A 21116-nucleotide genomic window follows, 5' to 3' on the forward strand; every position below is an offset into this window, starting at 1 on the left:
TCAGTAGATCGAATCGAGTACGTCGTAGTCGGCGCGGACCAGCGGGCCGCGGGTGAGCAGCGCCCACCGCGCCTGGACACACGCGATGAACGGGGTGGCGTCCGCCAAGGACTTGGTGCGGTCCACCACCCACGCATCACCGACGCGCCGGGTCATCGCCCCGTTCACCGCGGCGGTGAGCGGTGCCTGGTCGATGTGCCGCACGGTGCCCTGCGTCATCGCGTCCGCCATCTGCCCGGACGCCTCGACCATGTCGCCGGTCCGCATCACCACCAGGTGGCCCGGCAGCGGGCTGTCCTTCTCGTCGCCCTCCGGCGCGCGGATGCCGGCGGCGACGAGGTCGTCGATGAGCGAGCTGGACGGGGACCCGGACGCGGAGATCGCCACGGCCACCGGGTCGTGCAGCTCCCGCAGCCGGACGACGGCGGGGACGACCCAGGCCGTGCCAGCCCTGCGGTCGACGACCTCCAGGTGCACGCGGCCGTCCGGCCGGAGCCCGGCCATCGCGATCGTGGACGTGGCCCGGTCCTGCGACACCTCAACCGCCAGCGCCAGCTCGCCGCCCGGCCGGGACCGCTCGTCCGCGAGCCCGGGCCACGCGGCCTTGGGCACGTTCGGGTCCGACGGCGGCGCGGCCTTCCGCGTGCGGTTCAGGTAGGCCCGGTCGAACTCGCCCGGGTCGAGCTTCTCCAACTCCGAGCGGATCACGGCCTCGGTCACGGTGTGGCCAAGCGCGGGCAGCGTCGCCGCCCATGTGGCCGGGTCGTCGCGCGGCAGGTCGTCCGGAGCGAACCACTCGAAGTACGCGACGGACGGCCGGGGCCCGCCAGCCCACAAGCCTTCGATCAGCTCGCGGCCCGCGGCCCGCTTCTTGTTCAGCCACACGGACTTCTCGGTGCCGCCCGCGGACGCCCACCACAGCTGTGCCATCGGCCGGGTCAGCATCGCGGGCGAGAACGCCTGCTCCAGCCGGTCGTCCTCGTGGGCGAACGCTTCGTCGATCACGCCGAGGTCGAGGGCCGGGCCGTGGCCGGCCTTCTCCGTGTTCGCGGTGATGCCCAACTTGCTGCGGGTCCGCGTCCAGATGAGCGCCTCGTTGCCGTTGGACTTCCGGGCCCGGACCCGGGGCGCGAGCGACGATCCTTCCAACGTCACGAGGAACTCGTCCTCCCACCGCTGCCGGGCCATGCCGCGGGTCTGCGCCGCGTACACCACGTTCTGCCGCTGCCACGCTGCGATGCGGTGCGTCATCAACGCGAGGATCTGCTGCGTCTTGCCCTGCTGCCGGGGCACGGACAGCCCGACCTCGCGGTGCGCAAACAGCCCGGTCTCGGGGTTGATCTCCAGGCCGACGTCCAGGACGTACCGCTGCCACGGCATCGGGGTGAAGCCGAGCGCCTCCATCACGGCGCAGGCCCGCGGCCCGAGGCTCGGCCACTCCGGCCGGCGCGGGGTGCCCCACAGCGGCGGGCATTCCAGCCCGTACAGCTCGCGCAGCTGCTCAGCGAACTCAGATGGGGGCCGCCAGATCCCCGAGGCCGTCGTCGTCGTCATCGGCGGCCCGTCCCTCCAGGAGTTGAGCGAGGGTCTGGCGCAGCTCGCGGGAGAGCAGGGGGAGCAGCTTGTTGTCCTCGGTGCTGATGCCGTCAATCTCCTCGGCGAGCCTGTAGGCCAGCTCGGTGAGGGACGGCTCGACGCCGACGAGATCGCCGAGCTGCTCGACGTCGTCGCGAACGGCCTTCTCGACGGGGCCCATCCGGCCTCCTCCAAGATCGTCTCGGTGGCATTGGGGCCGGGGGGAGAAAAATAAAAGCTGGGCGCGGGGCTGGGAAGATGATCTCCCCAAAAAATCGGGGCGGCTCGCTGACCTGCAACTTTGCGATCACGGCATTTATGCAGGTCAGAGGCTTGCCATATTGCTACGCGTACCAGTCTCGCGAGGTTTTCAGCCCGCTGGTCAGCGGCTTGTTGCTTCGCTCGCCGTTGCAGTTCCGCCCGCAGGTCGCACACCGGTTGATGCCGTGCGCCGGCGCCTGGTTGTCCGGGTCGAGCGGGTCGCCGCCTCGGCTCACCGGGGTGAGGTGGTCGACGACGTCGGCGCCGGGGTGGCCGCAGAGGTGGCAGACGTCGGACTCGGCGAGGAGGCGGGCGCGTTGCTTGCGGTAGGCGTAGGTGGTGAGGTCGGTGCGCTTTGCCATGCTGGCGCCTCCTCGTCTGCGGGTTGCCGCCCGGGGCCCTTGTCCCGGGCGGCCGTACCCGCACCCACCCGCCCCGGGTGGTTTGTGGCCCCGGGGTCAGGGCGCGGCCGGGTCGGGGCACTCCATGGTGGTGTGGGGCCAGGACCCCGACTTGACGGTGCCGTTGCTGCGGAGCTCGGCGGTCTTCTCGTCGGCGTAGTAGGTGGCGCGGCAGACGATGGCGCCGGCGTCCTTGGTGCGGACTACCTGCGCTGTGAACGTCTTGCGGTCGCGGATGTTCTTGCCGATCCAGTCGTGCAGTGCCGCGGTGGCGCTGTCCTTGGTGGCGTCCGGGATCAGGAGTTCGCCGAGCTTGTCGGTGTCCTTGATGACGGTGTAGGCGGGCGGCTTCTTGCCCTCGTCGCTTGTGACTGCGTGGTCGGTGTCCGGGTCGGCGCATCCGGTGAGGGCGAGGATCCCAGCGGCTGCGAGCAGGGTGACCGTTCGGTGTGTGCGCATCGGGACAGCCTCGCTGGGCGGTGGCTTCCGCGGTGTGGTCGTGACGCACCCGTGACATGCGAAAGCCCCGCACGGTGGCGGGGCTTCGGTGTCCGGGCACGCCGGAGATGCGCCCAGGATGAGGCATGGCGGCCGGTTTTGCAACTAGGTGCAGAAGAGCCCCGCCCGCAGGTGAGTGCGGGCGGGGCTCCAGGGGCGGGCCCACCGTCAGCGCAGGGTTCACGCTACGCCCGGGATGGCCGGAACAACACCCCTCGCGCGCGACTGGATTCAGCCGGTCTCCGGCCGCCACTCGTCGCGGTACTTGGGATGGTCGGCGTACGGCAGGGCGAGGAGGCGGAGCGCCCCGATCTCGTTGGGGTTGGTCTCCTCGCACTGCCCGGCGGCGATCTGGTCTCCGCTGTGGCAGCAGCCCCACTCGCTGTCGATCTTGGCCTCGTAGCGGAGGATCACGCCGAGCATCTGCCGCTTGGCGTCGACCTCGGCGAGGACGCGCGCCGGGTTCCAGCGAACGACGTGCTCGGCCTGAATCGGCTCGTGGATCATCCCGACGTGCGGAACGATCGTCGTGTGGTGCTGGCCTTCAGGCCGGAACGCGCCCCAGCCGTTCTCGGGGTCGTCCTGCCGGAGGGCGAGCTGCGCGCGTTCGGTCTCCTCGTCGTAGCGGTCGCGGAGGAACTGCACGAGGTCGTCCATGCCGCCCATCATCCCTTCCCCGCTACTCACAACAGCTCCTCGATCCACGTATGGCAGTGCTCGTCCCCAACGAACCTCAGGATCGGCTCCCAATCGGATCGGAAACGGTGGCCGCAGGGCCCGATATCGAGGTGCAGCTCGTAGGAGTCGCCCTGCTCCACGACCGACCACGTTGTCGAGTCGGACGGCTCCCCGCACTCGGGGCAGCCAGGAGCAGGAGGGAAGACGGGATGGACGAGCAGGTGAAGCCGTTCGGCTTTGATCTGGTCATCGCGTGCTTCCAAGGCCTGGTGGAGCTCGAACGCACGCTGCTGGCTTAGCTCAATGCGCTGCTGGTCCATGCCGTCCATCATCCCTGCTTCGGTGCCGGCTGCGGCTGGTTCTGCCGGGCCTGCTCGGCGGCAGCGCGCTGGGCGGCGCGGGTCTCCTCGTTCCTACGGAGCAGCTCGGCCTCGGAGATCGTGTTCTGGAACGGGTGGTTCATGCTGGCGGTCCTGTCTCTCGTGAGGTGACGGGGACCCGGGGCGGCCGGTAGCTGCCAGGCGGAGGCCGCCCCGGGGGTTCAGCGCTCTTCGCCGTCGGCGGCAGCCTCGGACGCGTAGCGGGCCTCGTCCTCGGCGTCCTGCCGGAACTCGGCGGTGCGGTCGTCCTCGTAGAGCTCCTCGGCGCTCATGACGTCGCTGATGTCGTAGTTCTGCTCGTGGCTCACTGGGTTCTCCTTCGTGATGTGTGGTCAGACGGTGTACGCGCGCCGCTCGGAGGGGTCGAGGATGATCGTCATCCCCGCTTCCTCCTTGACTCGCAGCGCGTTGTTGTTGCTGTTGTTGGCGCCGTGACCTGCACCAACAACGTCAGCAACCCCTATCGGAGAGGGGGAGGAGAGGGGCGGCACGTCGGCGCCCCGGATACCGGTGCTGGTGCCGCGGCCCTGCATGCGGACGTCGGTGATGGGGATGCCGGCCGTGGTGAGCACCGGTCGGACGGTGCCGCGCGGGACCCCCAGGTACTCCTCGATAGCGGCCAGGTGGACGTGCGGGGTGCCGAGGGCGCGGGCGGCCGTGAGGACGTCGCCGAGGGATGGCCCGGGCGGATGCTCCTTGGCCAGCGAGATCGGGCCGGGCTCCGCTGTCGGATCGGGCCCCTGGGCGGCGGCAGCCGGATCCGGGGCCGTGGGCTTCCAACCGGGGCGCCCGGCCCGCCATGCGGCGGCCACCCACCACACGGCCAGCACCCACATCAACCACGGCCACCGGCGGCAGGACCAGTACGCGCCGTACCCAGCCGCGGCCAGCAGCGCCAGCCGCAGCCACGACCCGAGGGCGGCCTTCCAGCCGTCCAGGTCTTCCCGGCGGCCACGCGCTGCCCACGTGCGCAGCTGCTCCGCCCGCTCACGGCAGACCCGAGCGGACCCGGCGCGCATGCGCACCCCAGCCCGGGCCACGGCGCTCACAGCGAACCGCCTTCGAGGACGCGGCGACCCGCGGCCCCGGCCTCGTTGACCAGCCCGGGCAGCGCGTCGAGGGCCCCGGCGACTCCAGCGACCACGGTGAGGCAAGACCCGACGAGCAGGCCACCCATGAGCCGCTTCTTGTCCTCCTTGGAGGCGGCCTTGTAGGCGATGACGGTTGCGGCCGCGGCTAGGGCCACGACGACGCCGCCTTCCGTGGTGAGGCGGCCGGCGAGGCTGGCGGCGGCCATCGGGGTTCCGGGCCCGGTGCCGGTGAGTCCGCTCACCGCTTTGTCGGCGCCGGCGGAGACGCCTTGTCGGGTGCAGCCGGAGACCAGGCCGAGGACTCCCCCGGCGCAGAGGGTGCCGAGTGCTCCCATGAGGGTGCCCTGGGCCAGGGGGAGGAGGAGTTTCGGGTCTCGGTTGCCGGTCCACCAGCGGCGGAGCTGGGCGTACAGGATGCCGATGCAGACGAGGGCGCCCGCGAGGCTGAGGCCGATGTTCATCGGGTGACTCCGGTGATGATCGTGATGAGGTCGAACCAGTCGAGAGCGCCGTAGACGCCGAAGCCGGTGACGGTGAGGAGGAAGAGGCGGCGGACGCTGCCGCCGTGGCGCAGGATCCGGCTGATGACGAGGGCGAAGGGCAGGCAGCCGAGGGCGTAGGGCTGCCAGGGGCCGATGTCCCGGCCGAGGTCGACGGTGTAGGCCCAGGTGGTGGCGATGCTGTAGCCGACGCCGGGAATGGGGGTGACGGCGAGGGTGAGCGCGGCGGCGGCCTGCCAGGGCTGGCCGAAGCGGCGGAGCCAGGTGGCGAGACGCTCCCAGCGGCCGGGCTGCGGCTCCAGGTAGGGGGCGAAGGTGACGCGGAGTTCGATCGGGGCGGGGGCCGGGGCGGGCATGGAGTGCCACGGCGGGTCGGCGGGCGGGACTGGTGGCGTTGGAGGGGCGGGCGGGGGCGGGCGCCAGGGCGGGGTCTCCCCGGGGGCCGGCGGCCGCGGGGGCAGCGGCGCGCCGGGCGGGATGACCCGCGTCGGAATGATCGGGGCCTCGGTCATCAGTTGTAGCCCTCCCCGCCCTGGCCGACGCCGGGCGTGCCCTTCTTCCGGGACAGGACGGTGCGGACGTAGGGCGCATCCACCGTGAGACCGGTGTCACGCTTCACGCGCTTCACGATGTCGGCAGCCTTCGCATCAGGGCCGAGCAGTGATGCGGCGTCCACGATCGCGTCGCTCTTGTTCAGCGGTGCCGACGCCTTGACCTGCGGCGCATCAGGTGCATCATCGCGTTCCAGGGTGATGCGGGCCGGGGTCTGGCCGAGTACGAGGGCGACTTGCACGGCCGACACGTGAACGCCGTACGAGGTGAGTTCGGCCGCGAGGTCGGCTGGCGGGGTGCTCGGCTTCGCGGAGTGCGCGAAGCGGATTGCCTCGGCAGGGTCCATGTCGGCGAAGTGGCTTCGGAGGACTGCTGATGCGCTGTGACGCTTGGGCTGCTGCGGCTGGGGCGCGACTGATGCGCTGCTGGTCACGTGCGTGACGGCGCGCTTCTTCGTTGCCTCCCAGGCGTCTTCGGTGGCGAGGAGCCAGCCCCACAGCCCGTATCGGGGCAGGGTCACGGGGGTGTCGCCGACGGCGGCGCGGTGACGAGCGCGGACGGCGGACCATGCGAGTCCGGCGATCAGGAGGAGAGCGACGGTAGGGGTGGCGAAGAGGAGTGTGGCGCCGAGGCCGCCGTCGATGTGCTGAGCGTGGAGCCGGTTGAGGTAGATGGAGGCTGTGGCCATGCCGAGGGTGGCGAGGTGCGGGCCGAGTGCGGAGCGGTTCTCCTGGACGGCTTGTCCGGCGAGGTGGAGGGCTGCGATGGCGGTGCCGTCGAAGACTGCGGCGGTGAGGATGGCGAGTCCCTTGGGAACGCCGTAGATGTCGTGGGCGACGACGTAGAGGGACCAACCGGTGATGCCGGCGGCGGCTCCGCCGATGAGGGCGAGGCTGGCCCACCAGGTGATGCGGGTGCGCACGGGTGCTCCAGGGCGTACGGGGGCCGGGCGCGCGAGGGCGGGCCCGGCCGGAGGGCGGCGTGGGTCAGGCGTGGAGGGCGCAGGCGCGGGGTTGGAGCCGCTCGCATACGCGGCACGCCTGCGGTTCCAGGGATCCACCAGCGGCGCGGTCAAGGATGAGGGAGTACTCGCCTCGGGTGATGGGCTCCGTGATGCGCGGGGCGTGGCCGTGGAACTGACGCTCGGCCTCCTCGGCCATCGCAGTGCCGACGCCGAAACGGCGCTCCGAGTAGGTAAGGGCGAGCGCGTCGATCGCGGTGTTGCGCATCGGGTCGGTGGGGCGTTCGTCGCGGAGGCGCTGGGCGACGGCGCGTAGAAGGCAGCGGGCGGCTTCGGTGGGTGCGTCGCCTCGGGCGCGCTGGAGGGCTTCGTCCGGCTGGCTGAGCTGGGTACGGTGTGTCATGGCCTGCTCCTTCGGTGAAAGGGATGAGCGGGCTGGCCCCGGCCACGTGGCGTTGCGAGCGCCGGCCGGGGCCGTTCTGTATCAGCAGCGGGTGCTACTTCCATCACTGTAGGGGGACCCCCTACAGTTTGGGAAGTGGGTCCGCCCAACCGGAGGGACCGCGTGTGAGCGAGGAGGTGCAGCGGGTGTTCGAAGCCATCGATGCGCTCGAAGGGATTGCCGACCCGACCGAGCGTGCGCGGGCCCTGGGCGCAGTGCTGAAAGGTCTGCCAGACCAGAACCGGAAGCTCAAGACTGCGCGGCAGGCAGCTGTGGCCGAGCTGCTCGCGCGGCCGGGTGCGACTCTGCGGAGCGTGGGTACCGAGTTGGGCATCTCGTTCAGCACGGTGCAGGACATCGTGCGGGGCTACTCCGGCTCGGGTTCGAAGCGGCCGAAGGTGAAGCCCCCCGAGTAGTCACGGGCACGGCAAGGCCCCCGACCGCCAGGGTCTGGGGCTTCGTGCTGTCCGGATGCCGTGCCGCCCGCGCTCCCCCAGTCTGAATCCATGGAGCGTGCGCCGATCGTCGTGCACCGGATCTCGCCGAGCGGGGGCCGGCGGGTCACGATCCGCGTCCGGGGCATCGACACCGTGCTGGGGGTGGCGTACTCGGACCAGGACCTGATCGAGTTCCTGCGACGGATCGACATCCCCGACCCCGACGAGCTGGTCCTTGGCGACTCCGAGGTCATCGCCTGGCAGGGCGGGCAGCCGCACGTGTACGAGGAGCCCGGCGAGGCGTAGGCGCGCGGCAGCCCTCCCGTGGGGAGCCGGGAGGGCGACGGGCCCGGGATGATCCGGAACCACACCGTAAACCCGCAGGCCGGTGGGGCGGTAGGCATATGACAGAGCGAGATTCCGGACAGCAGAACGCCCGCCCCCGCTGAATGCGGAGGCGGGCGTCAGGTTCGATCAGGCCGCGGCGCGCTTCTCCCAAGCATCGACCACCATGTCGATACCCTGTGCGGTGGCGTAGGCCACCGGGAAGTTGACGCCGTTGGTCGTCTGCTGCTTGACGACGAAAGCGCCTGAGTCCTGGAGCGGCTTCCGCGGCAGGTTGCGGTTCCCCCCGAACCTGGACGTCTGCTTCCGGAACCAGCCCACATCGACCATCCACCCGGTGAGGGTGCGCACGTCGATGTGAAGGAGGTCGGCGAGCTCAGTCATGCCGCAAAGCCCCTCGGCGTTCAGGAACTCGTCCCACTTGCCGGCCTTCGGGGCCAACACCTTGTTCTCGGCGGCGAGGGCCTTGTTCTCCCGGACCTTACCGAGGAGTTCGACAAGCGCCTCCTCATAGTCCTGCGGTAGAGCGGGTGGCGCCGACTGGGCCGCCACCTCTGCCTTCCGCGTCTGGACGGCGAAGTAGGTCTGGGCGGCTGCCACTTCCGGCTTCCGGGGGTCGCCGTTCATGGCGATCATGTAGGCGCCGTAGCGGCTGAGCCTGTAGGTTCCTCGCGATATCCCGGAGCTGACCTCTTCCCGGCGCCGGGAAATGTGCAGCTCAGCGTGCTGTCCCGTGTTGCGGATGGACACGACCGCGCGGTCCACTGCATCTTCGAAGCGCTCGTATTTCACGTAGCCGAGGAGAGGCTGCAGGTCGCGGGCGTCCCAGTGTTCGCCAGTCGCGTCCTCGCGGCGGATCCGATCGAACGGGCTGGACCCCGGCGTGGCACCCGCGGGGTCGGGCAGGTTACTGTTGGGGCGAGACATCAGGAGTGGTACCTCCTTGATCCATGGCCCTCGGCGGACGCACATCCGCGCGGGGGCCGATCTCGTTCCAGGGCGCATATGCGTCCCGGCAGCTGAGATTCTACGCCGACCGGGTGATGACATCGGGATTTGCCGGTCAAGTCCGACGGGCCAACACTGCAGCGCCCGCTACCAGTTGGTAGCGGGCGCCAAGGCGGGCATGAATCAGACTGGGCCACTGGCTGGCGCTGGCTTCCATCCGCGCTGGCCACCCGTGGGGACGGTGACAGCTCGTGCAACTGCAGCAGCCTGCCGCCGGGCGAAGCGCTCCCCGTACTCGTACTCCTCACGGGCTCCCACCTCGCTCTGCAGCAACGCAGGGTAGGCGTCACAAGCGGCTGCGACGGCGGCCTGCGCATCGTCGTGCCGTGAAATCGGGAAACCGCTGTACTCCCAAGCGAGGTACCAGCCTGCCGGGGCATCGCCAGCGGCAACGTACCCGATCCGGCCGATGCGTTCGTTGTCATCGTGGTGACGGATGGCGAGACCGCCATCTACCCACGGCACGAACGTGGGCAGGGGCGGCTTCTTCCGGCGGGGCATGTGGTTCTCCCTCTCTGCCGACGAGTGCCCATTCAACAGGGGGCCGGGCCAGCGCGGTAGAGCGACGTACCGCGGGGTTGTCCGGGCCTTGCTCCGGACAACCCCCGAACGTGGCGGGTTACGCGGCGGCGGCTGTGGCGCGGACGACGATCCCGTCCGAGGTCCAGGACCGGCCACAGCTGTGGCATTCGGCGATCGGGTCGAGGCCTCCGCCCGCGGTCATGATGAGGCTGCCGGTTGTGCAGGCGGGGCACGGCCGGTCGAGGGTCTGCTGCTGTTCGAGGAGGCCGAGCGCGGTCCGGATCCGATCGGCGCATCCTCCGGCGATGACGGTGATCTTCTCGTGGTGTTCCAGGGTGAGCGGGCGGAACGGGCCGTCCTCGCCGGTGACGCGGGCGTAGAGCCAGCCGGCGGCGTACTCGACGGTGCGGAGTCCGACGTACCGCCAGCGCCGGGGGTCGGCCTGCTCGAAGACGGCGGTGGTGTCGCGGCGGCGGCGGTCGGTGTCGGTCCAGCCGCGGGTCTGCCAGTCCGCGGGCGCGTGGGTGGATGCGGTCTCGGTGATCTGGGGGGCGATCTCGTCGGCGAGGTCGACGAGGAATCGCTCGACGATCCGCCCGGTGTCGAGGATCCGCAGGTTCAGCGGGGCGCGGGTCTCGCCGATCTGCTGGGGGTCCCGCTCCAGCGCGCGGATGCCAGCGGCTTCGGCTGCGTCGGCCGCGTCGAGGTGACGGAGCAAGTCGCCCTTCCCGGCGGGCGGCCAGGTGTCGCCACCGTGCTGGTCGAGGGCTGCGTCGAGGTGGGGCCAAAGGATGCCGATGGTGGCGAGGTGGAGGGCGGCGGGGCTGGTGGTCATCGTGTGCTCCGTGGGCTGTGGGGCGGTACGTTGGGACCACCTGGGGGCGCGCCTGTCCTGGTCAGACATGAGGCGCGCCCCTCGCGCTTGCTCAGGCGGGGTCGGAGGCCGAAACGGTGTAGCTGGCCACGTCCTTGGTGAGGAGTCGCCGGGCGGTCCGTTCGGCTTTCGCTCGTGCACGGCGCTCGGTAGACGCGAATCCATCTCGCCGGTCTCCGTACGGCACGCGTGCTTCCCACCCGTAGCGCCAGGGGATGAACCAGCTGCTCTCTCGCGTGATGGTGATGACGACCTCCATGGCTATTTCCCCTTCGGCTGGTGCTTGGTGCTGGCCCCGATCATGGTGATCAGCAGGGCGGTGACGCAGATGACGATGACGCTGGACAGGCTCATGAGCGATGTCCTTTCCGGGGCGACCCGTACGGGGACTGCCAGGCCGGCCGGGACCGCGGCGCGCGGGCGGGCGGGGGCGGGAGCTGCGCCGCGGTGCGGGCGATGGTTTCGCCGAGGGCCTTCATCGCGGTGGCGATGGGCGCGAACGCCTCGATGAGTCGCTGCTGGAGCTCGTCGATGATTGCGCGGGCTTCCTGCCGGACTAGGGCTTCGTGTTCGGTCGGCAGGCCGCAGTGGACGCGGGTGACGGCGATGTGGGCTTCGAGGGGGTCGAGGTCGTGGTGGGTGATGAGTCGGGCGGCGACGTGGTTGCGGGCGATCAGGCTGCCCGGTGTGCGGGTGCTCACGGGGTGGGCTCCTGGGGCTCGTCGAGGGCGGCGCGGACCATGGCGAGGGCGTGTCCTCCGGCGGCTTCTCCGGTGGCGAGGAAGTGCATGCGCCACTGCTCTTCGACCTCGCGGCCGCGAGCCAGCGCAGCCTCGGCGGTCCGGGCGCGGGCGGCCCAGCGGCGGGCCTGAACGATCGTCGAGGCGAGGGCGCGGCCGTCGTGCGCGGAGTAGTCGCGGGCGAGGCGGGCCTGATGGGACCAGTAGCTGATCGCCTCGCGGTCGCCGAGCTGCTGCCGCTTGGCCTGTTCCAGTTCCATGACCTTGGCGTTGAACGCGGTGCACGCCTTGTCGCGTTCGGCCTCGGCCTTGTCTGCGCGCGCGTTGGCGTTGTTGATGAGCTGGGCGCTGGTCTCCCTAACCCTGGCGAGAAGGCTGACGGCCAAGTCACGTTCGCCGTACAGCGCGGCGAGTTCGGCGTCGCTCATCTGGTCGAGGAGTTTCCGGGCGGGCTGCGCCTGGCCGCGCTGCTCGGCCTGCTGGTTGGCCCAGTCGATCGGGCCGTGCGGCTTCGGCTCGGTCATGTGGTCCACCTCCGGGTGGGGATGCCGGCGCGGTCGGCAAGGCGTGCGGCGTGGGTGGCGCCGCGGCTGCCGTTCTTGATGAACGCCAGGCAGACGTCGGCGCCGGCGGCGACCATGCGGGCGTTGCGGATCGGGCCGGCGGCGCGGCCTTGGGTGTCCCATTGGGCGAGGAAGATGTCGATGCTGATGGCCGGGTGCTTGCCGGCCCAGGTGTGGGCGATGGCGTCGGCGCCGGTGGGGCATCCGCCGTGTACGAGGATCACGTCGCGGTCGGCGGGGGTGAGGGCGTATTCCTCGTCGAGGGCGGCTGTGATCACCTCGGGGGTGGGCCAGTCGCGGCTGCCGGTGACGAGGATCCGGTAGGGGGCGGTCACGACTGGCTCCCGAGGATCGCGCGGGCCACGGCGAGCGCGGCGGTCCAGGCCTTGGATGTTCCGCCGTCGGGGTGAAGCGCGTACTCGGTGCCCTCCACGGCGGCCACTTCGGCGGCGGTCTCGTTGAGCCAGTCGGCGAGCGCAAGTCCGGTGGCCGGCCCGAGCAGGGCGAGGTAGCGGTTCACGGATTCGAGGCGGGCGGCGTAGGTCTCGATGAGGACGCTCGGCTTCTCCTGGTCGTCGACGACGACGGGGGACCGGCTCCCGAGCGTGTGTCCGGTGGCCCAGGTGAGGCGGTCTTCGTGGATCGCACCGGCGGCTCGGTCGAGGAGGAGGCGGGCTGCGGTGCAAAGTTCTTCGGCGGGTGTCATCGGCGGTGTCTCCTCATGCGGCGGCGGGACGGGGCGGTGTGGGCCCAGGACGGGCGGTGGATGGGCGCGTGACGGCCTGCGCGGGGTTGGCGTTCGCCGTGGCGTAGGGCGTAGCTGAGGAGGGGGATGGCGGCGATCTGGACGGCTAAGGCTGCGCCGGCCCACGCCCAGCCGTTCACCGCGGGTCTCCGGGCTCGGGCGGCCAGGGCGTGACGAGCACGGGTGCCGGGCTGCGCGGCGGCGGCGGGTCGTTGCGGGTCCGCCAGGCGCGCACGGTGGCGCGGGGCCGGGTGGTCAGGAGTACGGCGATCTGGACGGCGTACACGGGCTGCGCGGCCCACCAGCGCCACTCGCGGCGGGAGAACCCGGGCCGCCGCCAGGGGAGGCGGTCGGCCCAGTCGGAGATGCGGTGCGCGGGTCGGGCGCGGCCGGTGAGGTAGCCGGCCACGACCGCCACGGCCAGGAGGACGGCGGTCATGATCCGTCCTCGTCTTCGGTCGGGGTCCAGCCGGCGATCGTCGGGTAAAGATCGGCGAAGGCGCGGCAGGCGTCGGCCACGAGGAACACGACCTGCCGGTCGCCGGGGTACTTGAGGTCGTGGTGCCGCATGCCCTGGACGTAGCCCATGACGGCGGCCTCCTTGATGAGGGCCAGTTCGCGGTCGGTGAAGCGGCTCATCATCTGGTTGACGGCTCGGGCGCGAGAGGCTTCCTGCTCGGCGAGGTAGCTGACGATGGCGGCGGGCAGGGCGGGTGTGAACTGTTGGCTCATGCTCCGGACTCCTCGGTGGTCATGCGGCGGAAGCGGTCCAGGGCGGCGTGGTCCTCGTCGGTGAACTCGCCGCGGCTGGCCATGTGGTCGGCGGCGAGGTCGAGGGCGAAGGTGAGGAACTGGCGCTCGGCAGCGCTGAACGCGGCGGCCTGGGTCGGCTCGGGTGCCGTCGTCGAGGCGCGGCGGAGGAGTTCGTCCAGCATCCCGGCGGTCCCCGGGTAGCCCTTGGCGAGGATGAAGTTGCGGAGCTGCGCGCTGGGGAACTCCGCCTCGCAGGTCGGACCGCAGTACCCGTGTGCGCCGCGTGTGTGCTGGGCGGCGGTCTCACGCTGGTCGGCGGCGCGTTCCAGGTCGACGTCGGTCGGCTCGGGGGCGGGGGTCGATTCGTTGAAGTGGCGGTCGGCGGTGGCGAGGAGCTGCCAGAGCTCGCGGGCTGTGCCGCCGGCGGGGCGTGTGAGCATCTCGCGGATCTCGCCGTAGGTGATCTCGATGTGGATGCGTTCTTCGCCGGTGCGGCGGTTCATGTAGACGCGCTCGGGCACGGGTCCTCCAGGGTGAGCTGGCCGGCCGCGGTGATGGCGGCGCGGCGGGTAGCGGCGCGGGTCTGGGCGTGGTGCTGGCGGTCGTAGTGGAGGTGGCAGCCCTGGCACATGGCGCGGAGGTTGGCGGGGTCGCAGTTCTCCGGGGTGTGGTCGAGGTGTGCGGTGGTGAGGACGACGGTGGAGCCGGTGCCGTAGGCGGGCAGGTCGTGTTCGTTGGGGCAGCGGCCGGTGTGGGTGCCGCGGCCGCATTCGCCGACGCATTCGCAGCGGCTGCCAGCGCGGCCGAAGCGGATCGATGCGCTGATCTCGGGCCAGTCGTGCGGGTAGCGGGCTCGGTTCTCGGGGCGGATCGGCATGTGCTGCTCCTGGTGGCTGGTGGGGTGGCCGCCCCGCGGTGGTGCGGGGCGGCCGGACGGCGGGGTCAGGCGGTCGGGTCCGGGGCGAGGCCGACGGTGAGCTTCAACGCCTTGTGGTCCTCGTCGTCGGACTGGCATAGCGGGCGGCCGTCGGCCAGGACGACCCAGTCGAAGCTGCGCAGGATGGAGTGGGCCTCGGCCAGCGATTCGAAGTGCACGGTGGCGCCCTCGTCCTCGTCGTGGAAGTAGCCGCAGAGCGCGCACTTGGCGCTGATGCAGGTGTGGGCGGTGAAGCCGTCGGGGAGGGGTGCGGGCTGGTGGGTCATGGTGTGTTGCTCCTGGGGTGTGGTGTGCTGGGGGTGGCCGGCCCCGATTGCCGCGGGGCCGGCCGCCTGCGTGGTCACGGGGCGGCGTGCGGGTGGGCGGCGGCCCAGGTCTTGTACGCGCGGACCGCGTTGGCAGCGCGCACCTCGTAGGGGCATCGGCTGGGGTCGCCGTACGGGCAGTCGGGTTCGAGGGCGAAGTGCACGGCGCGCACCGGATCGTTCAGCGCGAAGGGCCAGGGCGGAGGCGGCTGCTCGGCTTCGAGGCGGGCGGCTTTCTCGTCGAGGGTTTCGGCGGGCAGGGCGTGATCGTGCGGGGGCGGAACGGTCGGCATCAGGACTCCTGGGCGGTGCTGAGCGGCGGAGTGTGCGGGTCCTGGCTGCCGGGCGGCCGGTGACCGGCGGGCTTCGAGCAGCTACCGCCGCCTACGAACTCGACGTCGCAGCGCTCCGTGGGCGGCCGCCGGTCGATGTCGGACACCCAGGCCGCGCAGACGGCGCCGATTTGGATCAGCTCGGCGCGCAGCTTCGCCGGGTCGGTCTCGGCGAGGGCCTCGTAGACCTCCTCCAGCAGCACGAAGGACCACAGCGGGGCGCCGGCGTTGCGCTCGCAGGCGGCCTTGAAGCGGCTCGCGGCGTTGGCGTACTCGGTGGTGCCGGTGCCGTCGGGGTGCCGCTGGTCGCCCCACTTCTGGAGCTGCCGGGAGCGCTCGGCGTCGATCTCCTCGGCGAACCGGGCGAGGCCGGGGGTGGTGAACAGGCTGGGGTACATGTCGGTTCCTCTGGTCGTGTCGGGTGGTCAGGTGCGGGAGGCGGGCGGCTGCATCGCGAGGAGTGCCTGGATCACAGCGCGCAGCGTGGCGGCGGACTGGCGGGACGGGTGCCGGGCGACCTGCGCGGCCAGCACCTTCCAGGCGTTGCGTTCGTCGCGGCGGGCCAACCAGCCGGTGAGGCAGCGCTCGTGGACGAGGCCGTCGGTGGTCTTGGCCATGAGGTCGTCGTATTCGCTGCGGCAGTGGGGGCAGGCGGGCAGGCCGTAGGGGGCGCCGTGTTCGTCGCGGCCGCCGTCGTCGTCGGCTCCGATGGTGATGTCGGGGAGGTCGATGGTGATCTTCACAGGGTGGTTCCTCCGGTCGTATCGGGCGGTGGTCGTGTCAGTCAGGCGGCGGGGCGGGGTGCGAGGCCGAGGATGAGGGCGGTCGTGCACGGCCAGCGGACGGCCTGCATGCGAGGCCCGAACCATCGCGGCGGGACGGGCAGGCGGGTGGCGCAGCGCTCGCAGACGTTGCCGAGGGCACGCCCGTCGATGAAGCCGAGCGCGGGCCGGTGGCCGAACGTCTCGGCGGCCGTCACGCGGCCCACCGAACCGCCGCAGCCGACGCCGGCCCCGGCGGCAGCGAGAACGGCCGCAGTTCCCGCGTCTCGACGAGCCCGTACGCCAGGCACAGGGCGACCGCGTGGCAGCGGTTCCGGGCCCGCAGGATCTTGAACGCGCGCGACATGTGCGTCTTGACGCTGTTCACGCTGAGGTGGAGGAGTGCGGCGATCTCCTCGTTCGTTCGGCCCTCGGCGGCGAGCTTCATGATCTGGAGGAGGCGCGGGGTGAGCTTGGGGACGGTCCGGAGACGGGTGGGCGGCTGGGTCACGGGGGGTGTCCTTCCTGGGCGCGAGGGCGGTCTGGCACCGGAGTGGCGGTCAGGGGGTCGGGTCGTTGTCGTGTCCGACGTAGCGGGCGTAGACGCGGTATTCGCCGTTGACGGTGCGTGAGGTGGCTTCGAAGGTTCCGGCGGGGGCGTAGGCGTTGAGGTGGCCGTTGCGAACGGCGTATGCGGTGGAGGCGGCGGAGGCGCGGGTGCTCTTGGAGTCGATGTGCGCCCACTGCCCGGGCTTGGTGCGGAGTTGGGTGGCGATGGCGGCGTTAATGCCCCACTGGCCCTTGGCGGTGGCTTGGGGGAGCGGTTCGAAGGAGATGACGTGTTCGGTCATGGGGGTGCCTTTCAGGCGGCGTCGGGGTGGCTGCCGGTGGTGGGGTCAAACCGCGTCGTCCGGGCGCGCTGGCCTTTGCGTCGTTCGGCGAGCCGGCGAATGTTGACCTCGCGGCACGTGTCGCAGGGGGGTTCGCCGAGGGCTTTGTGTGCGTGGTAGCCGATCATCGAGCCGCCGTGTTCGGTGTGCTCGCGGTCGAGTCGGGCCCGGCGGTCGGCCGTGAGCTGCTCGGCGCGGCGGGCGTAGCACGGCTCGCAGGTCTCGCCGCGGCGCCGGTGCTGGAAGTACGCGGTCGGGTGGTTGCAGTCGACCGGGACGCCGGTCTGGCGCTTCGGCTCGCGCGGCTCGTCGGCGCCCGACCGGCGGGCCCGCGGGGTGAGGCCGCCCCAGATTCCGTACGGGGGCCGCTGCTCCAGCGCGTACTCCCGGCACGGCACGAACAGTGGGCAGCGCTTGCACAGCTCCACAGCGGTCTGCCGGTCCTTCGCGACCTTGGAGAACCAGCGGTCGGGTGCGGCGGCACAGGGGCGCGCGACCGGGGCGGCCATCCAGGTAGGGCTGGTCATGATGCGGTCCTCCACTGGAACGCGGCGAACGTGGCGCTGTCGACTTCTTGGATGTGCAGGGAGATGCGGCCGCCCTTCACCACGGGGCCGATGCGCATGTCGGGGCCGACGACGCGGGTGTGGTCGTCGTCCTCCAACACCCGGGCGTCAACGAGGCCATCCACCGCGGCCTTGAAGCTCGGGTACCAGTTCGCCGGGTCGGCGCGGCGCCGCGACGGAGGGTGGAGCACTCCGAGGATGTAGGCGCGCTGCAGCGCCGGGCCGTCACCGGCGGCGACGAGGGCCGCGCGCATGGCCGGATCTTCGGAGCAGGCAGCCATCGCCGCGCTGCGGATGGCTGCGGTCATCCGGGCCTTGACCGCGTGGTGGGGGCGCTGGTTGCTGTTGAGCAGGGCCAGGCCGGCCGGCAGGTGGATGGTGAACAGACGCGAGGTCACAGCAGGGCCTCCTGGACGGGGCGGGGTGGGCAGCGGTGGTCGCGGAGCACGGGGTGCTTGTTGTGGGGGACGGCGAGGGGCTCGCGCCAGACGATGCGTCGGACGCCGAGCCCGGTGGCGAGGAGCCGCCAGGTGAGCCGGCCTTCGAGGCGGGCCTGGATCTCGGTGGCGAGGTCGATCGGCTCGGCGTCGGCAATCACGTGGAGGGCTGCGGTGCGACCGGCCCACGCGGTGAGCACGGATGCTCCGCAGCGGGGGCAGGTGCGTTCGATCGCGTGGTCCGCGGCGGCTGCGATGCGCGCGGCGATGCCCGGGTTGGTCATCGCGGGCCGCCGAGGGGGAGTGCCCGCAGTGACAGCAGTGACCGATGTAGGGCATTCCCAGGTTGAACAGCCTTGTGTGCGCGCGAGGCTAGAAGCGGTGAATTACTGTCACTGCGGTCACTGTTCGCAGGACGGTGCAGGTCAAGTACGGTTTTCGCCAGTGACAGTAGGGGGTTGGCGTCGGTCACTGGACGGTCACTGCTGTCACTGTTCACCGCGGCACGGGGCAGAGTTATGGGCGAAATGTCGGATGCGGTGGGCGCCGTGCCGTACAAGGTGATCACTTGCCACCTCGCGCGTCTTCGTCGCCGTCCTCGTCCAGTGACCGAAGCAGTGCCACCCCCACGTAGAAGCGGCGGCCGTTGGAACGGATCTGTTCGATGCCGAATCGGGTGCGCAGTTCGCGCCCGAACACCTGCGGCTTGAGCGGGGTCTCGCCCTCCGCGCGGCACCAGTCGTCGTAGGCACCGCGCAGCTTGGAGGTGTTGATCGTGACGTGGGTGCCGCCGCCGAGGTGGCAGCAGTCCCCCATGAACCGGGCCAGGGAGTCTTCCTCCTCGGCGTAGTTCTCGGTGAACGCCATGACGGCGGCCGGCTCGCGCAGCCCCCCGGCGAACACGTCGACGGCGCCCGCGACCATCCACGCCAGGATCCCGGGGCCTTCCTCGTCGGCGAGGATGCGGGCCAGCCCTTCGATTTTCCGTTCCGCGGGGACGCTGCGGGTGAAGGGGATCAGGCGCAGGCGCCGCCAGAAGCTATCGCCGCCGGCCTTCACCGCGGGGAGGTGGTTGCCCATCAGCCAAAGGTGGTGGGTCGGCTCGAACGTGAAGTGGTCCTGCCGCATGAAGCGCGCGGTCAGCGCGTCGCCGCCGGTGGTGAGCTTCATCTTGGCCTCGTCAAAGCGGGCGTCCTGGTTGACCTCGGACACGATGACCAGGCGCAGGCCTTGCAGCCGGGCGACCTCGGTCTCGTGCTGCTGCTGGCCGGCCATGAGGAACGTGTTCGGGGCGGTTGCCGCGTAGTCGCCGAGGAGGATGCGGAAGACGTCGAGGATGACGGACTTGCCGTTGCCGCCGGGCCCGTTGAGGAACGGCAGGATGTGGAAGCGGGTGTCGCCGGACGCCGAGTATCCGGCGAGGCGCTGGACGAACGCGGCGATGTCGGAGTGCTCGCCGAAGGTGTCGGCGAGGAACTGGAGGAACCGGGGGATCGGCATGTCCGGGTCGGGTGCGACGGAGGTGGAGCGGGTGTGCATCTCGGTCGGGTCGTTCGGGGTGACGGTGCCGGTGGTGAGGTCGACGATCCCCTTAGGGGTGTTGAGGTGCATCGGCTTCGCGTCGAGGCGGGCCATGGGGGCGACGATGCGGGGGTCGGTCTGGGCCACGGTGACCATGGAGGCGAGGCCGCCTGAGGACAGGGACCGCATGCGGTGCTTCGCCTCGCCCTCCCCGTTGGGCAGTGCGCGCGCGATGGCTCGGGCCATCTCGCGGACTTCCCCGGCCTCGTCCCATGCCCAGCGGTGTCCGTCCCAGCGGAGCCAGCGGCCGCGCTGCGGGACGTACCGGATCTCGTCCTCGTGCTCATCGATGAGGCGGAGAGCGTTCCCGTCGTCGGTCCGGGAGTACGTCCCGGGGCCCGGGACCGCGGCGGCCGCGGCGGTGGGGTGCTGCACCACGTTGAGCGCGGCCGTGCCATCGGTCGCGGTGCGCTGCGCCGGCACGGACGCGAGGTGTCGTACGGGCTCGGGCGCGGGCGCCCCGAAGCCCTGGCGGCGGAGGGCGCTGGCCGCGGCCGAGTGGTCGCCGCCGTGGTTGAGCAGGGCGTACGCCCCGAACTTCGTGTACGGGCGCTCGGCGACGAACTCCGTCGAGGTCGTGAACACGTACAGCCGGTCGCGGTCCATGCGGTGCCCGGTGGTCGCGGACGGTTCGCGGCCGTCCTTCCCGGGGCGCTGCCAGTACGAGGTGCCCCCTGACTGGAACAGGGACCGCCAGCCGTGCGGGGTGAGGATGTCCGCCCAGGGGGTGCGCTGCTCGAAGTCGTCCCCGGGGGTGAGCCCGGTCTCGCCCCCGGCGGGGGCGACGGCGCGGTCGCCGCCGAAGAGGAACGCAGCCGCCTCGTCGACGGGGGCGACTGCCTCGGGCCGGTCCGTGGCGTGGTCGGTCGGTTCCTCGGAGGGGACGGTGTCGAGCATGCGGCACACCGCGTGCAGCGCCTGGTGCTCGGCCGCGGTGACGGTCGGCATGGACCCGGGCCCCCCGGCGAGGAGCTCGTAGGGCCGGCCGGTCGCGTGCACGGTGCCGTGGCTCGGCGCGGTGACGACGAAGCCGCCTTCGCCGCGGGTCTCGATCAGGCCGCGGAGGATCTTCTTGCGGGGGTGCCGGACGAGGAGGTCGCGCTCCTGCTCGGTGAGCTCCTCGTCGCGGGCAAGGCGGCTCGCGAGCTTCGTGTTCCCGGGGGCGCCGCCGGCCACGCGGTAGTGGAAGTGCAGGCCGCCGGACGGGGAGCGCTCCAGCCACCCGGTGGCGAGGCGCTGCCACAGCTCGGCCATCCCCGAGTTGGCGAGGATGTCGACGAGCTGCGCGAGGACGCCCTCCTCGACGGCGCGGCCCTCCAGTTCGAGGAGCTCCATGCCGCCTGAGACGCCGCCGCAGACGACGCCTACGCCTGGGTGCCCGTTGGCGAACCAGGCGCGCACTTCTTCTTCTGTGGCGCGCTCAGCCTGCGCTGCTTTCCAGTCGCCCAGTGGGCGCTTCGAGCCGTCGGCGCGGACGCTGACAACGGAGAGTCCAGCAGCGTGGAGGGCCAGCGCGGCGTTCAGCATGTCGTTCATGCGGCGTCCGCCTGTCGTTGGCGCCACGCTCTGACCCGGCCGCGCTGGCAGGTCTTGCACTGCCGGGTACCGGCAGCCGTGACGTAGGTATTGGTCTCGTCCAAGGGGTGGCCGTTGAGGCACTGCTCCTTGCGTGCGTTGCAGGCGGTTATGCCCTGTCCGCGGAGCACGTTCTCGGCGAGGGTGACGGGCTCCAGGTGTGCGGGGTTCACGCAGGCGCGGTTGCGGCAGAGGTGATCGATCTGGAGCCCGGCGGGGATCGCTCCGTTGGCGATCTCCCAGGCGACTCGGTGCGCGACTCTGCTTGCGCCCTCAAGCCAGAAGCGGCCATAGCCGTTGTCGAGCTTGCCCCGCCAGGTCCAGCAGGCATCCGGCTGGCGGGCGGCATAGCGCCTGACGAAGCGGGCCACCACCTCCGGGCTGTGGAGCCTCTCCGGTGACATGC

The 21116-nt window shown here is 71.4% G+C and carries 37 protein-coding genes and 1 pseudogene; 2 read left to right on the top strand and 36 right to left on the bottom strand.

Features of this window, described 5'->3' with window-relative positions; translation table 11 throughout:
• The 13 genes from ACWFQ8_RS29820 to ACWFQ8_RS29880 all read right to left on the bottom strand — a co-directional run bounded on the left by ACWFQ8_RS29820 (position 1) and on the right by ACWFQ8_RS29880 (position 7300).
• Entirely contained in the window at positions 1-1554 is a 1554-nt protein-coding gene (locus ACWFQ8_RS29820; RefSeq protein ID WP_453789395.1) for a terminase large subunit domain-containing protein, read from the bottom strand.
• Complete coding sequence (locus tag ACWFQ8_RS29825) at positions 1511-1756, bottom strand: hypothetical protein (RefSeq protein ID WP_453789396.1); 246 nt, start codon at positions 1754-1756, stop codon at positions 1511-1513. The genes ACWFQ8_RS29820 and ACWFQ8_RS29825 overlap by 44 nt, the downstream gene beginning before the upstream one ends.
• Before the next feature lie 163 nt (positions 1757-1919).
• Positions 1920-2198, bottom strand: a complete 279-nt coding sequence (locus ACWFQ8_RS29830; protein WP_453789397.1) for an HNH endonuclease — start codon at positions 2196-2198, stop codon at positions 1920-1922.
• Positions 2199-2294: 96 nt separating this feature from the next.
• Positions 2295-2696, bottom strand: a complete 402-nt coding sequence (locus ACWFQ8_RS29835; protein ID WP_453789398.1) for a hypothetical protein — start codon at positions 2694-2696, stop codon at positions 2295-2297.
• 270 nt (positions 2697-2966) lie between these two features.
• Positions 2967-3422 (bottom strand): DUF6221 family protein, encoded by a 456-nt coding sequence (locus ACWFQ8_RS29840; protein WP_453789399.1) that lies wholly within the window; start codon positions 3420-3422, stop codon positions 2967-2969.
• Positions 3419-3733 carry a hypothetical protein gene (locus ACWFQ8_RS29845; RefSeq protein ID WP_453789400.1) on the bottom strand — a complete coding sequence of 105 codons (315 nt, stop codon included), beginning with the start codon at positions 3731-3733 and terminating at the stop codon, positions 3419-3421. Before ACWFQ8_RS29845 ends, ACWFQ8_RS29840 begins: the two co-directional genes overlap by 4 nt.
• 8 nt (positions 3734-3741) lie before the next feature.
• Positions 3742-3876, bottom strand: coding sequence for a hypothetical protein (locus ACWFQ8_RS29850; protein WP_453789401.1), 135 nt, complete (start codon positions 3874-3876; stop codon positions 3742-3744).
• Positions 3877-3954: 78 nt separating this feature from the next.
• Complete coding sequence (locus ACWFQ8_RS29855) at positions 3955-4101, bottom strand: hypothetical protein (protein ID WP_453789402.1); 147 nt, start codon at positions 4099-4101, stop codon at positions 3955-3957.
• A gap of 24 nt (positions 4102-4125) precedes the next feature.
• Entirely contained in the window at positions 4126-4842 is a 717-nt protein-coding gene (locus ACWFQ8_RS29860) for a hypothetical protein (protein ID WP_453789403.1), read from the bottom strand.
• Positions 4839-5345: a hypothetical protein gene (locus ACWFQ8_RS29865; RefSeq protein ID WP_453789404.1), complete on the bottom strand. Its 507-nt coding sequence runs from the start codon at positions 5343-5345 to the stop codon at positions 4839-4841. The genes ACWFQ8_RS29860 and ACWFQ8_RS29865 overlap by 4 nt, the downstream gene beginning before the upstream one ends.
• The gene (locus tag ACWFQ8_RS29870; RefSeq protein ID WP_453789405.1) at positions 5342-5896 is read right to left on the bottom strand and encodes a hypothetical protein; all 555 of its coding nucleotides are present in this window, start codon (positions 5894-5896) and stop codon (positions 5342-5344) included. Before ACWFQ8_RS29870 ends, ACWFQ8_RS29865 begins: the two co-directional genes overlap by 4 nt.
• Complete coding sequence (locus ACWFQ8_RS29875) at positions 5896-6858, bottom strand: hypothetical protein (RefSeq protein WP_453789406.1); 963 nt, start codon at positions 6856-6858, stop codon at positions 5896-5898. The genes ACWFQ8_RS29870 and ACWFQ8_RS29875 overlap by 1 nt, the downstream gene beginning before the upstream one ends.
• 64 nt (positions 6859-6922) lie before the next feature.
• Positions 6923-7300, bottom strand: a complete 378-nt coding sequence (locus ACWFQ8_RS29880) for a hypothetical protein (RefSeq protein WP_453789407.1) — start codon at positions 7298-7300, stop codon at positions 6923-6925.
• Between the two features lie 164 nt (positions 7301-7464).
• Here ACWFQ8_RS29880 and ACWFQ8_RS29885 point away from each other — a divergent pair, with 164 nt between their 5' ends.
• Both ACWFQ8_RS29885 and ACWFQ8_RS29890 read left to right on the top strand, forming a co-directional pair.
• A complete protein-coding gene (locus ACWFQ8_RS29885; RefSeq protein WP_453789408.1) occupies positions 7465-7755 on the top strand; it encodes a helix-turn-helix domain-containing protein in 291 nt (96 codons plus the stop codon).
• 90 nt (positions 7756-7845) lie between these two features.
• Positions 7846-8082, top strand: a complete 237-nt coding sequence (locus tag ACWFQ8_RS29890; RefSeq protein ID WP_453789409.1) for a hypothetical protein — start codon at positions 7846-7848, stop codon at positions 8080-8082.
• 168 nt (positions 8083-8250) lie between these two features.
• On the opposite strand, the gene ACWFQ8_RS29895 is transcribed toward ACWFQ8_RS29890, so the two are convergent.
• The 23 genes and pseudogenes from ACWFQ8_RS29895 to ACWFQ8_RS30005 all read right to left on the bottom strand — a co-directional run bounded on the left by ACWFQ8_RS29895 (position 8251) and on the right by ACWFQ8_RS30005 (position 21114).
• Positions 8251-9048, bottom strand: coding sequence for a phage antirepressor KilAC domain-containing protein (locus ACWFQ8_RS29895; protein ID WP_453789410.1), 798 nt, complete (start codon positions 9046-9048; stop codon positions 8251-8253).
• 700 nt (positions 9049-9748) lie between these two features.
• Positions 9749-10486 (bottom strand): hypothetical protein, encoded by a 738-nt coding sequence (locus ACWFQ8_RS29900; protein WP_453789411.1) that lies wholly within the window; start codon positions 10484-10486, stop codon positions 9749-9751.
• 91 nt (positions 10487-10577) lie between these two features.
• Positions 10578-10784: a hypothetical protein gene (locus ACWFQ8_RS29905; protein WP_453789412.1), complete on the bottom strand. Its 207-nt coding sequence runs from the start codon at positions 10782-10784 to the stop codon at positions 10578-10580.
• A 91-nt stretch (positions 10785-10875) separates the two neighbouring features.
• Positions 10876-11226, bottom strand: a complete 351-nt coding sequence (locus ACWFQ8_RS29910) for a hypothetical protein (protein WP_453789413.1) — start codon at positions 11224-11226, stop codon at positions 10876-10878.
• A complete protein-coding gene (locus ACWFQ8_RS29915) occupies positions 11223-11789 on the bottom strand; it encodes a hypothetical protein (protein WP_453789414.1) in 567 nt (188 codons plus the stop codon). The genes ACWFQ8_RS29910 and ACWFQ8_RS29915 overlap by 4 nt, the downstream gene beginning before the upstream one ends.
• Positions 11786-12163 (bottom strand): SLOG family protein, encoded by a 378-nt coding sequence (locus ACWFQ8_RS29920; RefSeq protein ID WP_453789415.1) that lies wholly within the window; start codon positions 12161-12163, stop codon positions 11786-11788. Before ACWFQ8_RS29920 ends, ACWFQ8_RS29915 begins: the two co-directional genes overlap by 4 nt.
• Positions 12160-12534 carry a hypothetical protein gene (locus tag ACWFQ8_RS29925; RefSeq protein WP_453789416.1) on the bottom strand — a complete coding sequence of 125 codons (375 nt, stop codon included), beginning with the start codon at positions 12532-12534 and terminating at the stop codon, positions 12160-12162. Before ACWFQ8_RS29925 ends, ACWFQ8_RS29920 begins: the two co-directional genes overlap by 4 nt.
• 175 nt (positions 12535-12709) lie before the next feature.
• Positions 12710-13012, bottom strand: a complete 303-nt coding sequence (locus ACWFQ8_RS29930; protein ID WP_453789417.1) for a hypothetical protein — start codon at positions 13010-13012, stop codon at positions 12710-12712.
• Positions 13009-13305: a hypothetical protein gene (locus ACWFQ8_RS29935; RefSeq protein WP_453789418.1), complete on the bottom strand. Its 297-nt coding sequence runs from the start codon at positions 13303-13305 to the stop codon at positions 13009-13011. Before ACWFQ8_RS29935 ends, ACWFQ8_RS29930 begins: the two co-directional genes overlap by 4 nt.
• Positions 13302-13847, bottom strand: coding sequence for a hypothetical protein (locus ACWFQ8_RS29940; RefSeq protein ID WP_453789419.1), 546 nt, complete (start codon positions 13845-13847; stop codon positions 13302-13304). Before ACWFQ8_RS29940 ends, ACWFQ8_RS29935 begins: the two co-directional genes overlap by 4 nt.
• Positions 13826-14203: a hypothetical protein gene (locus ACWFQ8_RS29945; protein WP_453789420.1), complete on the bottom strand. Its 378-nt coding sequence runs from the start codon at positions 14201-14203 to the stop codon at positions 13826-13828. The genes ACWFQ8_RS29940 and ACWFQ8_RS29945 overlap by 22 nt, the downstream gene beginning before the upstream one ends.
• Before the next feature lie 65 nt (positions 14204-14268).
• Positions 14269-14529, bottom strand: a complete 261-nt coding sequence (locus tag ACWFQ8_RS29950) for a hypothetical protein (protein ID WP_453789421.1) — start codon at positions 14527-14529, stop codon at positions 14269-14271.
• 74 nt (positions 14530-14603) lie between these two features.
• Positions 14604-14861: a hypothetical protein gene (locus ACWFQ8_RS29955; RefSeq protein WP_453789422.1), complete on the bottom strand. Its 258-nt coding sequence runs from the start codon at positions 14859-14861 to the stop codon at positions 14604-14606.
• Complete coding sequence (locus tag ACWFQ8_RS29960; RefSeq protein WP_453789423.1) at positions 14861-15298, bottom strand: hypothetical protein; 438 nt, start codon at positions 15296-15298, stop codon at positions 14861-14863. The genes ACWFQ8_RS29955 and ACWFQ8_RS29960 overlap by 1 nt, the downstream gene beginning before the upstream one ends.
• 27 nt (positions 15299-15325) lie before the next feature.
• Positions 15326-15643: a hypothetical protein gene (locus ACWFQ8_RS29965; RefSeq protein ID WP_453789424.1), complete on the bottom strand. Its 318-nt coding sequence runs from the start codon at positions 15641-15643 to the stop codon at positions 15326-15328.
• A 41-nt stretch (positions 15644-15684) separates the two neighbouring features.
• The gene (locus tag ACWFQ8_RS29970; protein ID WP_453789425.1) at positions 15685-15879 is read right to left on the bottom strand and encodes a hypothetical protein; all 195 of its coding nucleotides are present in this window, start codon (positions 15877-15879) and stop codon (positions 15685-15687) included.
• The gene (locus ACWFQ8_RS29975) at positions 15876-16172 is read right to left on the bottom strand and encodes a response regulator transcription factor (protein WP_453789426.1); all 297 of its coding nucleotides are present in this window, start codon (positions 16170-16172) and stop codon (positions 15876-15878) included. The genes ACWFQ8_RS29970 and ACWFQ8_RS29975 overlap by 4 nt, the downstream gene beginning before the upstream one ends.
• Before the next feature lie 49 nt (positions 16173-16221).
• A complete protein-coding gene (locus tag ACWFQ8_RS29980) occupies positions 16222-16512 on the bottom strand; it encodes a hypothetical protein (protein WP_453789427.1) in 291 nt (96 codons plus the stop codon).
• Between the two features lie 359 nt (positions 16513-16871).
• Positions 16872-17078 (bottom strand): annotated as a pseudogene (locus ACWFQ8_RS29985) (WhiB family transcriptional regulator); the annotation flags it as partial.
• Entirely contained in the window at positions 17075-17515 is a 441-nt protein-coding gene (locus ACWFQ8_RS29990; RefSeq protein WP_453789428.1) for a hypothetical protein, read from the bottom strand. The pseudogene ACWFQ8_RS29985 and the gene ACWFQ8_RS29990, both read right to left, overlap by 4 nt.
• The gene (locus tag ACWFQ8_RS29995) at positions 17512-17838 is read right to left on the bottom strand and encodes a hypothetical protein (RefSeq protein WP_453789429.1); all 327 of its coding nucleotides are present in this window, start codon (positions 17836-17838) and stop codon (positions 17512-17514) included. The genes ACWFQ8_RS29990 and ACWFQ8_RS29995 overlap by 4 nt, the downstream gene beginning before the upstream one ends.
• A 280-nt stretch (positions 17839-18118) precedes the next feature.
• Positions 18119-20671 carry a phage/plasmid primase, P4 family gene (locus tag ACWFQ8_RS30000; RefSeq protein ID WP_453789430.1) on the bottom strand — a complete coding sequence of 851 codons (2553 nt, stop codon included), beginning with the start codon at positions 20669-20671 and terminating at the stop codon, positions 18119-18121.
• On the bottom strand, positions 20668-21114 hold the full coding sequence (locus ACWFQ8_RS30005; protein WP_453789444.1) for an HNH endonuclease signature motif containing protein: 447 nt from the start codon (positions 21112-21114) through the stop codon (positions 20668-20670). The genes ACWFQ8_RS30000 and ACWFQ8_RS30005 overlap by 4 nt, the downstream gene beginning before the upstream one ends.
• Positions 21115-21116: the final 2 nt, after the last annotated feature.

It is taken from the genome of Streptomyces sp. NPDC055254 (assembly GCF_053606025.1).

What these genes read in the sequence shown, in the direction of transcription:
- ACWFQ8_RS29820 (WP_453789395.1), bottom strand. Translation starts at nt 1,554, where the DNA reads ATGACGACGACGACGGCCTCGGGGATCTGGCGGCCCCCATCTGAGTTC.
- ACWFQ8_RS29825 (WP_453789396.1), bottom strand. Translation starts at nt 1,756, where the DNA reads ATGGGCCCCGTCGAGAAGGCCGTTCGCGACGACGTCGAGCAGCTCGGC.
- ACWFQ8_RS29830 (WP_453789397.1), bottom strand. Translation starts at nt 2,198, where the DNA reads ATGGCAAAGCGCACCGACCTCACCACCTACGCCTACCGCAAGCAACGC.
- ACWFQ8_RS29835 (WP_453789398.1), bottom strand. Translation starts at nt 2,696, where the DNA reads ATGCGCACACACCGAACGGTCACCCTGCTCGCAGCCGCTGGGATCCTC.
- ACWFQ8_RS29845 (WP_453789400.1), bottom strand. Translation starts at nt 3,733, where the DNA reads ATGGACCAGCAGCGCATTGAGCTAAGCCAGCAGCGTGCGTTCGAGCTC.
- ACWFQ8_RS29850 (WP_453789401.1), bottom strand. Translation starts at nt 3,876, where the DNA reads ATGAACCACCCGTTCCAGAACACGATCTCCGAGGCCGAGCTGCTCCGT.
- ACWFQ8_RS29865 (WP_453789404.1), bottom strand. Translation starts at nt 5,345, where the DNA reads ATGAACATCGGCCTCAGCCTCGCGGGCGCCCTCGTCTGCATCGGCATC.
- ACWFQ8_RS29870 (WP_453789405.1), bottom strand. Translation starts at nt 5,896, where the DNA reads ATGACCGAGGCCCCGATCATTCCGACGCGGGTCATCCCGCCCGGCGCG.
- ACWFQ8_RS29880 (WP_453789407.1), bottom strand. Translation starts at nt 7,300, where the DNA reads ATGACACACCGTACCCAGCTCAGCCAGCCGGACGAAGCCCTCCAGCGC.
- ACWFQ8_RS29890 (WP_453789409.1), top strand. Translation starts at nt 7,846, where the DNA reads ATGGAGCGTGCGCCGATCGTCGTGCACCGGATCTCGCCGAGCGGGGGC.
- ACWFQ8_RS29895 (WP_453789410.1), bottom strand. Translation starts at nt 9,048, where the DNA reads ATGTCTCGCCCCAACAGTAACCTGCCCGACCCCGCGGGTGCCACGCCG.
- ACWFQ8_RS29900 (WP_453789411.1), bottom strand. Translation starts at nt 10,486, where the DNA reads ATGACCACCAGCCCCGCCGCCCTCCACCTCGCCACCATCGGCATCCTT.
- ACWFQ8_RS29905 (WP_453789412.1), bottom strand. Translation starts at nt 10,784, where the DNA reads ATGGAGGTCGTCATCACCATCACGCGAGAGAGCAGCTGGTTCATCCCC.
- ACWFQ8_RS29915 (WP_453789414.1), bottom strand. Translation starts at nt 11,789, where the DNA reads ATGACCGAGCCGAAGCCGCACGGCCCGATCGACTGGGCCAACCAGCAG.
- ACWFQ8_RS29925 (WP_453789416.1), bottom strand. Translation starts at nt 12,534, where the DNA reads ATGACACCCGCCGAAGAACTTTGCACCGCAGCCCGCCTCCTCCTCGAC.
- ACWFQ8_RS29930 (WP_453789417.1), bottom strand. Translation starts at nt 13,012, where the DNA reads ATGACCGCCGTCCTCCTGGCCGTGGCGGTCGTGGCCGGCTACCTCACC.
- ACWFQ8_RS29935 (WP_453789418.1), bottom strand. Translation starts at nt 13,305, where the DNA reads ATGAGCCAACAGTTCACACCCGCCCTGCCCGCCGCCATCGTCAGCTAC.
- ACWFQ8_RS29945 (WP_453789420.1), bottom strand. Translation starts at nt 14,203, where the DNA reads ATGCCGATCCGCCCCGAGAACCGAGCCCGCTACCCGCACGACTGGCCC.
- ACWFQ8_RS29950 (WP_453789421.1), bottom strand. Translation starts at nt 14,529, where the DNA reads ATGACCCACCAGCCCGCACCCCTCCCCGACGGCTTCACCGCCCACACC.
- ACWFQ8_RS29955 (WP_453789422.1), bottom strand. Translation starts at nt 14,861, where the DNA reads ATGCCGACCGTTCCGCCCCCGCACGATCACGCCCTGCCCGCCGAAACC.
- ACWFQ8_RS29960 (WP_453789423.1), bottom strand. Translation starts at nt 15,298, where the DNA reads ATGTACCCCAGCCTGTTCACCACCCCCGGCCTCGCCCGGTTCGCCGAG.
- ACWFQ8_RS29980 (WP_453789427.1), bottom strand. Translation starts at nt 16,512, where the DNA reads ATGACCGAACACGTCATCTCCTTCGAACCGCTCCCCCAAGCCACCGCC.
- ACWFQ8_RS29995 (WP_453789429.1), bottom strand. Translation starts at nt 17,838, where the DNA reads ATGACCAACCCGGGCATCGCCGCGCGCATCGCAGCCGCCGCGGACCAC.
- ACWFQ8_RS30000 (WP_453789430.1), bottom strand. Translation starts at nt 20,671, where the DNA reads ATGAACGACATGCTGAACGCCGCGCTGGCCCTCCACGCTGCTGGACTC.
- ACWFQ8_RS30005 (WP_453789444.1), bottom strand. Translation starts at nt 21,114, where the DNA reads ATGTCACCGGAGAGGCTCCACAGCCCGGAGGTGGTGGCCCGCTTCGTC.